The 8,063-nt window shown below is 45.6% G+C and carries 9 protein-coding genes and 2 pseudogenes; 6 read left to right on the forward strand and 5 right to left on the reverse strand.

Translation table 11 applies throughout. The features are described 5' to 3' along the window. Positions 1-236: 236 nt before the first annotated feature. Positions 237-719 (reverse strand): MarR family winged helix-turn-helix transcriptional regulator, encoded by a 483-nt coding sequence (locus AKL11_RS20355; protein ID WP_067521301.1) that lies wholly within the window; start codon positions 717-719, stop codon positions 237-239. Between the two features lie 206 nt (positions 720-925). Here AKL11_RS20355 and ectA point away from each other — a divergent pair, with 206 nt between their 5' ends. From ectA to AKL11_RS20370, 3 genes are read left to right on the forward strand one after another with little or no spacing between them, the layout of a single operon-like run. Further along, entirely contained in the window at positions 926-1,474 is a 549-nt protein-coding gene (gene ectA / locus AKL11_RS20360; RefSeq protein WP_067521304.1) for a diaminobutyrate acetyltransferase, read from the forward strand. Next, positions 1,471-2,790 carry a diaminobutyrate--2-oxoglutarate transaminase gene (ectB, locus tag AKL11_RS20365; RefSeq protein WP_067521307.1) on the forward strand — a complete coding sequence of 440 codons (1,320 nt, stop codon included), beginning with the start codon at positions 1,471-1,473 and terminating at the stop codon, positions 2,788-2,790. The genes ectA and ectB overlap by 4 nt, the downstream gene beginning before the upstream one ends. Positions 2,791-2,801: 11 nt before the next feature. Then, positions 2,802-3,212, forward strand: a complete 411-nt coding sequence (locus AKL11_RS20370; protein WP_067521311.1) for an ectoine synthase — start codon at positions 2,802-2,804, stop codon at positions 3,210-3,212. 14 nt (positions 3,213-3,226) lie between these two features. On the opposite strand, the gene AKL11_RS20375 is transcribed toward AKL11_RS20370, so the two are convergent. Beyond that, positions 3,227-3,934, reverse strand: a complete 708-nt coding sequence (locus AKL11_RS20375; RefSeq protein WP_095210567.1) for an SGNH/GDSL hydrolase family protein — start codon at positions 3,932-3,934, stop codon at positions 3,227-3,229. 20 nt (positions 3,935-3,954) lie between these two features. Then, positions 3,955-4,539, reverse strand: a complete 585-nt coding sequence (locus AKL11_RS20380) for a TetR family transcriptional regulator (protein WP_067521317.1) — start codon at positions 4,537-4,539, stop codon at positions 3,955-3,957. A 156-nt stretch (positions 4,540-4,695) separates the two neighbouring features. Between AKL11_RS20380 and AKL11_RS20385 the strand changes: the two genes are divergently transcribed. Both AKL11_RS20385 and AKL11_RS20390 read left to right on the forward strand, forming a co-directional pair. Next, a complete protein-coding gene (locus AKL11_RS20385) occupies positions 4,696-6,090 on the forward strand; it encodes an MATE family efflux transporter (protein WP_095210568.1) in 1,395 nt (464 codons plus the stop codon). A gap of 201 nt (positions 6,091-6,291) precedes the next feature. Then, a complete protein-coding gene (locus AKL11_RS20390) occupies positions 6,292-7,323 on the forward strand; it encodes a DUF2860 family protein (RefSeq protein WP_067521320.1) in 1,032 nt (343 codons plus the stop codon). A 78-nt stretch (positions 7,324-7,401) separates the two neighbouring features. Here AKL11_RS20390 and AKL11_RS26350 read toward each other — a convergent pair whose 3' ends face one another. Together AKL11_RS26350 and AKL11_RS26730 are read right to left on the reverse strand one after the other, a co-directional pair. Beyond that, positions 7,402-7,560 (reverse strand): hypothetical protein, encoded by a 159-nt coding sequence (locus tag AKL11_RS26350; protein ID WP_245673464.1) that lies wholly within the window; start codon positions 7,558-7,560, stop codon positions 7,402-7,404. Positions 7,561-7,633: 73 nt separating this feature from the next. Continuing rightward, positions 7,634-7,744 (reverse strand): annotated as a pseudogene (locus AKL11_RS26730) (hypothetical protein); the annotation flags it as partial. 120 nt (positions 7,745-7,864) lie between these two features. On the opposite strand from AKL11_RS26730, the pseudogene AKL11_RS25770 reads away from it, so the two are divergent. After that, a pseudogene (locus AKL11_RS25770) lies at positions 7,865-8,063 on the forward strand (hypothetical protein); the annotation flags it as partial.

Raw genomic sequence — 8,063 nt, forward strand, 5'->3', positions numbered from 1 at the left:
TCAATGGGTCTGAAAGTCCATTTGTTCATTGGCTGGCTGTCTTTTACGATCTTGCGGGTATTATACTCAAAAGTTGTTCTAAGTCCGACAGGCTCCTAGGGGAGAGAGTTTTACTCAGTCGACCGTGCTTCCCGGTATTTATGCCCTGTAGGCACGGCGCACCATCGCAAAATTCCTTAGTACGACACATTCATGAGCGAGATTCGGGGCGGATTAAGAAATATCAGGGTTAGAGTTTAATGATTTTCATCTCTATCAATTTGGCCTATGTTCAGCATGGGTGCCGCATCCAGATGCTGTGCATCCAGCATAAAGGCTACCCGCTCCAGGGCTGAGATAATCATGGACTGCTCCCAGCCCTGCATATCATCAAATCGTCGTGTGAAATAATCTTGCTGTGGTGTTGGTGCACCTTTCAGTAACTCCAGCCCTTCGGGGGTAAGGCTGATCCAGACTTTGCGTTTATCTTCTGCTCCGCGTTCGCGGGCAATAAGTTCTTTTTTTTCCAGTCTATCCAGAATGCTGGTGACCGTTGCCTGGGTAATGCCCATTTCTTTCGCTAACTCTCCCGTCGTAATCTGGTTAGATTGTCGCAGGGTTTGCATGATCATTAATTGGGGAAGGGTGAGGCCGGTGCAACGGCTGATCTCCTTGTCCTGCATATCGGTTGACCGAATAATCTGCCGCAACAGTATCAGGGCATTCTGACTTCTTTCCATTTTCGGGGTTTCCTGCCGTCACGAGTAACAGCCCTACTATTCAATGGGATTGAGGGAATTTCAAGTAAAATAATGCATAGATATTCGAATGAAGTTATGAGGCTTTTTTGGTGCGTTTCTCAGTATTTACTTGATTTTTGGGGAGCTAAATGTATTAAAATATATAGAACTACTAAAAATAAGATATTCTAATATTTATATCATCTATGATTTTTCACTATCGAAAGCCAGACAGTCAGGATGGCAGTGCCGTACATGACCTGATAAAACGCTGCCCGCCGTTAGATACTAATTCTTTGTATTGCAATCTATTGCAGTGTACTGACTTTGCGGATACCTCAATTGTTGCCGAAAGTAGCGTGGGGGAAATACGGGGCTTTATCTCAGGTTACATCACTCCGAAAAGCCCGGATACGCTGTTTATCTGGCAGGTCGCTTTGGATCAACGCTGTCGTGGAAAAGGAGTGGCATTGACAATGTTGACCCGACTATTTGATCGATATCCTAAGCTTCGGTGCCTTAAGACGACTATTTCTCCCAGTAATAAGCCTTCACAAAGACTATTTTTGTCGTTTTTTAAGCAACAGGGAATGGCGGTTGAAATCAGAGAGCATTTTGAAAGTGATGTCCATTTGGGTGGAGATCATGAGGATGAAGTGCTTTATCTCGGCACCAAACCTGACCATTCCAGTATGGGTGACGTGAAAAGCGACACCGGTCTACATAATTATAAAACGGAGGATTTATCTAAATGAGTATTTTTGATGAGCTTGAATCAGGAGTGCAGAGTTACGCGCGATCTTTTCCAAGAACCTTTCACCGTGCACAGGGGGAATTTCTCTACGATGATGCAGGCAATAAATATTTGGACTTTCTCGCCGGTGCAGGCACGCTAAATTACGGTCATAACCATCCGGTCTTCAAAGAAGCATTGCTGGAATATATTCAGGCGGATGGTATTACCCATGGTTTGGATATGCATACCCGTTCTAAAGAAGCCTTTTTAACTGCATTCGCGGAGAAAATCCTTAAGCCGAGAAATTTGGATTATGTGGTTCAGTTCACCGGCCCGACGGGGACCAACGCAGTAGAAGCTGCCATGAAACTAGCCAGGAAGGTCACTGGTAGAACAGACGTCATTGCCTTCACCAACGGGTTTCATGGCGTCAGCCTTGGCTCGTTGGCTGCCACTGGTAATAGCCATCATCGCGGGGGTGCCGGAATCAGCCTGAGTGGTGTTAGTCGACTGCCTTATGATGGTTACTTTGATAGCAATATGGATACCACTGAATACTTGGATAAGGTATTGGGTGACGGAAGCAGTGGGGTTGATTTGCCCGCCGCAGTGATCGTTGAAACCGTGCAGGGTGAGGGAGGGATTAATGCGGCAAGTTTTGATTGGTTAAAAAACCTGGAGGTGGTGTGCAGAAAATACGACATTCTTCTGATTATTGATGATATTCAGGCCGGTTGCGGCAGAACGGGCACCTTCTTTAGCTTTGAAGAAGCAGGCATAAAGCCAGACATTGTCACCTTGTCCAAATCTCTCAGTGGTTATGGTTTGCCCTTTGCCGTGACGCTCTTTCGCCCGGAGCTGGATCAGTGGCAACCTGGTGAACACAATGGCACTTTCCGGGGTAACAACCTTGCGTTTGTGACGGCAAAAGCGGCTATTGATCTTTACTGGTCTGATAATCGCTTTGCGGAAAATATAAAAAAGAAATCGCTGTATACCGCCAATCGTTTAAAAAATATTGCAGAACACAATGGTGCTGACACGTTGACACCAAAGGGGCGTGGAATGTTCTGTGGTATTGATTGTGTGGATGGAGAACTGGCGGGAAATATTACTCGAAACTGTTTTAACAACGGCATGATTATTGAGACCAGCGGCCCGGAAGATCAGGTGGTGAAACTGTTATCACCTTTGATTATCAGCGAGCAAAATCTGAAAGACGGTCTGGACATTATAGAAAATGCTTTTGCTGAAGAATGTGCTGGTGGGAAAAGAGCAGGCACCGGTTCTCGTGAAAAAAAATCAATAAATAATTTGTTTCGTGTAGCAAGCTGAGAACAATAAATATGATTGTACGAACACTTCAAGCAGCAGAGCAATCGGAACGTCGAGTCGTTGCTCCTGGTGGAACATGGGAAAGCACACGCTTGTTGTTAAAAAACGACAACATGGGTTTTTCTTTTCACATCACCACTATTTATGCGGATACAGAGACCCATATCTGGTATCAAAATCATCTGGAATCCGTTTACTGCATCAGTGGTGAAGGAGAGATAGAAACACTGGAAGACTCAAAGGTGTATCCGATTAAGCCAGGAACACTCTATATTCTGGACAAACATGATGAGCACCTTCTCAGAGGTCATAGCGAAATGAAACTGGCCTGTGTGTTCAACCCGCCGCTCAGTGGTCAGGAAGTTCATGATGAAAATGGGGTTTACCCTATTTTTGGCTCTTCAGGGAAGTCTTTGATCTGAGCGTTGGTGAATCGTCAACAAGCTCCGAGTCCCTCGGCTATTTTTCCTGAAATCATACCAGCCCATTGACGATAACCTTCGGCACTGGGGTGGTAGCCGTCAGGGGCAATAAACTCTTTTCGGGTGTCCAGGGTGTTTTCGAGGTAATTCCAGCCCTGCTGCTGACAGAGTGTTTTCAATTGCCAATCGAGCCATGCAGCTCTTACTCCCAAAAAATAGTTCAGTGGACGGGGTAACAATGGAAACTTTTCCATGGGAGGCACGGCCGTGAAATACACGTCGGTGTCAGTGTTGGCAAAGGTGTCAACACACTGCTTGAGGTTTTTGCGCCAGGTTGACGTGGATGTGAATCCCGTGGTGTCGTTTACACCGGTGGTTATTAATAAAACGTCAGGTGATTTGATCGCTGTCTGGCAATGAAGCAGATCGGAAATTTTGGCGCCATTGATACCGAGCACTTGCCAGTCCATCGTTTTGTGGTGACGGCTGTCAAGGTCTTTGATGATCTGAGCTGTTAATCCGTCGTTTATATGGCTCACACCGACACCGGCTACGGTGCTCTCCCCAATGTGAAGCAGGGTAGGGCTATTGCCCGTTAGTTCTTCGCGACTACCTGATGCTTCTGGCAACCGGATCGCTGTTTTTTTTGCCCACTTCGCCTGTAGGGCAATGATAAAAACGAGTGTTATTACAGGCGTTATTATTATTGTTAAAAGCGTCATTCCGATCCTTTGTCGTTTGATTACATGCCAAGGGTTAGCTGAATATCATGAACTACGAGCTCATCGATGGTTTGCAGATTGAGGAGAGGGTCACCCAGATAGGTGTAGTCGGAAAGTGTAAATGCAATAGCTATCAACTTCCAGGCACATAGTCTGGTCGCCAGAGTGGGTTTGAAAACGCCCTGTTCTTTTCCTTTGGTAATAACCTCTTCAATAAGATCCGTCAGGCTGTTCATCGCCTCACAATAGACCGCTTTCAGCGCGTCGCTTCGCCACATTTCATCTGCTGCACTATGCCATACCCGGGTTTCGAACTCTCGGTTCGCTGATTGAGAAGGCCGCAAAATCTTTAACAATGCCTCATAGGGTGGCAGTGTTTTCACCGCAGTTAAATCCGATTCCATCGAGGTCGAGACGGCGTGACGAATAACTTCACTTTTCAGCTCATCTAATGAAGAGAAATGATGGTGTATTGTACCCGTTGCGGCACCCATTTTCGCAGCGACCTTACGCGCGGTAATGCCTGCAAAACCACAGGATGCAACAAGGGACAGCGTGGCATCCAGAATCGCCTTGCGCTTTTCATCTTTTGACAGGTAACTCATTGGCCTTGTTTGTCCGATACAAATACGAGTTGACTTATCATAAGAATAATTTGAACATATGTCCAACTTGAACACTTGTTCATTTTGTCAATCTATACACAAAGGAAGAGAAGCATTGCTTCTACGGATTATCTCTGTAGGCAATCAGGAAACCCTATGTCAGGCCATACTACTGATGAAAAGATGACGACCGGTAATACGACTGTCGACTTTTTCCGTTTTGTTATCCCCTCCATTCTTGGTCTGCTGGCCATATCATCAGCAGGCATTGTTGATGGCATCTTTGTGGGGAACTATGTGGGTGCAACCGCTCTGGCAGCGGTGAACCTGATTGTGCCACTCTATTCTGTCTTTTTTGGCATCTGTGTCATGATGCTGGTGGGTGGCGCTGTCATAGCCGGTAAAGCGCTGGGTGCTGGCGATATCCGAACAGCGTCTAATATCTTCACCAAGTCATTAACGGTGATTGTAATTTTTGCTGTCATCGTCGCCAGTCTTGCATTCATTTTTGCTGGCGATATTGCCGTATTCCTCGGTGCCAGAGGAGAGACCCTGCCTCTTACGACAGGGTATATTCGAGTTATTTCTCCCTTTATGCTCTTTATGGGGCTGGCTTATGTATTGTCATACTTTGCACGTATTGATAATGCGCCTAACTTTGCTTTAGTGGGGCTTCTGATTACGGCGCTGACGAATATTGTACTGGATGCGTTGTTTATTAAGTGGTGGGGATGGGGCGTCAATGGCGCAGCGTTTGCCAGTGGCATTGCCTATACAGTGGGCACCCTGTTTCTGATGCTTCGTTATATTGGCAGTGGGGCGCGCATACGACTGATTAAACCCTATGGTTCCTGGTTTGAATTATTCCGAGCGGCCTACAATGGCTTTTCTGAGTTTATTAATGAAATGTCCGGTGGTCTGATTATATTCGTTATTAACTGGATTTTAATTACTGAAGTCGGTAATGCGGGAGTTGCAGCGTTTACCATCGTTAATTATATCCTGTGGCTCAGTATTATGGTGGGCTATGGAACCGCAGAAGCGCTGGGTCCTCTGGTCAGTGTCAATTTTGGCGCCAGAAAACCAGAACGTATCGCACAATTTATGAAACTTAGTATTGGTCTCGCCATTGTGGTTGGGCTGTTTTTTGCGGGGATTCTGCAAGTGTATCCAGAAGCGCTTGCCAGTGTGTTTATCAGCAGTGACGAAACCACAACACTGGGTCTGACTCTGTCAATTATTGCGGTGATTTGGCCTGCGTTTTTGTTTAACGGAATTAACATCACTTTATCGGGTTATTTTACCGGCATGCATGCAGCAACCCAATCAGCCATGATCGCTATGAGCCGGTCTTTGGTGTTGCCATTGGTGTTAATCGTTATTTTCTGGAAAGTCTTCGGACTTCAGGGGGCGTTTTTCGCTATACCTGTTGCAGAAATGCTGACCTTTGCCTTGAGTGTCGTATTGTTTTATCGAGCCACTCCTCAAGTAATGGTGAATAGAGACATGGCGATAAATAGCCCTGCAGTGGGTAAGTTGAATATGTGTTAATCGTTTGTGAGCTACGCCCCCAATGTTTTTACAATGGGGGTTGCCTAATGACTGAGACATATAAAATACCAAAATGCTAAGGTTTTAGTCCTTATGACGTTGTTTTCCTGTCTAAAATTCTAATCAAAGTTCTGTACTTGATTCGTATGTCATCTAACCTTAAACGACTGATTTAGGTTATTTTTTTAAGGAGTCGAATCAATGAAAAAAAGCCTGTTTTGTATGATCAGCGCCTTTGCTTTGAGTATGAATCCTGCGAATTCTGCGCACGGAGTAATACCTGATGAAGATGGGTTCTCAGGGTTTGTAACCCTTGGCTTAAGTGGAATTGACCTGAAAAGCAATACCGTAGCGGGCGACTCGACGGAAACGTTTTCTAAAAAAAGAATTTCCAGCCTTACGGCTTCCCCAAAATCAGAATCTAAAGGGGCTGGCTACATCACAGGAGAACTAAAATACACGTGGGCTGATAATAAGACTCAGGTGTTTCTCGGAAACCGGTTGGAGGATTGGATACGATACGATTTTACCTCAGAACTTGGGATACGACATCAATACCGAGCGTTAGGTGAGTTTTCTGCATCCCTGTTATTTTCTGCATTTCCTACCCGTGTTTGGCAAGACCCCTACCAGTTGAACAGTAATCGACGTGATACCGATCGAAAGTCCACTGGGGCAAGTTTTGGGTGGAATAATATCATGGGCAGCGATGCACAGATTACACTCTCCGCACGTAAAATCGAGATTGATAAAGAGCACAGTGGTGAGCATGGCCAGAACAGCAACTTATCCCCTGAAAAAAGGTATTTGCTTTCTAGAAAGGGAGACTCAAAAGCCATTGAGTTTCTTTATCACTATCAATTAAACGACAGCCAGACATTAATCCCCTCTCTCAAAGCGACCCACTACGATCTGGATGGTAAAGCGATGGCGTCTGATGAGTATTTGCTGCAGTTAAGCCATCTTTGGGGAGTGGAGCGTTGGAGGACAGTGAGTAATCTCGTCCTTGGAAGAAACAAACACGACAAAGCAAACCCGATTGAGGATTTCAAAGGAAAGACGCAAAAAGATGATATTTATGGTGCGTCGTTTACGCTTTTTTATAGCGAGCCTTTTGGCTGGAAAAACTGGAACGCTATGGGCAGTGTTGCAGTTATGAAATCAAGCTCAAATATTGATTTCTATGAAGCCGACATCTCAGCATTATCACTGGGCATGTTGTATCGGTTTTGATCTGCATTCCTGCTCAGATAAAGCGGTATATCGCAAGCGGGATACCTAACAAGCTCGCATAATGCGTCGTGTGATGATTCAGGCGACAACATCATAAGTCACACGGCCATCTTGATGGACACGCCAGCCAATGATGGCATTGTTGTGATATCGCAGAGATCCGATTCCTCTTGCCTTTATCAGCATCGTCGCACTGGGTTGAATATATCCGGTGTCGTCTACTGCCCGGCTTAACAACAAAGTCTCCTTGCCATTCTAAAGCCAGGGTAATGAAAAGCGGGTATGATAAAACAGGAGGATGAAGCTTGGCGGACTGCCAGTGACCGCCGCCATCCACACTGACTTCGACCGCTTTAATTGCGCCACGCCCGCTCCATGTCAGACCACGAATGAGCGGTTGGTGAAATTGATTAATGATCACAGTGTCTCGGGGAACTGAAAAATAGTCGATCGATTTTAGGAATAGTCCCCAATTAACTTCCCTATTTTCAAGAGATCAGGAATCGTCGATAATTGCTCCGCATGAGTGCAGGAGGTCATCTTGGGCAGTTATTCGACGACAGTAGAGGTTCAAATGGTTCGGTTTTATCAGTCACTCAACGAGAGGGATCGTCGTCGCTATGCTGCGATTGAAACGATAAAGCTTGGGCATGGTGGCATCGAATTCATTTCTCAGTTACTGGCTTGTGACCCGAAAACGATTCGTCGAGGTATCGCTGAGCTGGAATCAGAACATCTGA

It is taken from the genome of Endozoicomonas ascidiicola, from assembly GCF_001646945.1.
Classification (GTDB): domain Bacteria; phylum Pseudomonadota; class Gammaproteobacteria; order Pseudomonadales; family Endozoicomonadaceae; genus Endozoicomonas; species Endozoicomonas ascidiicola.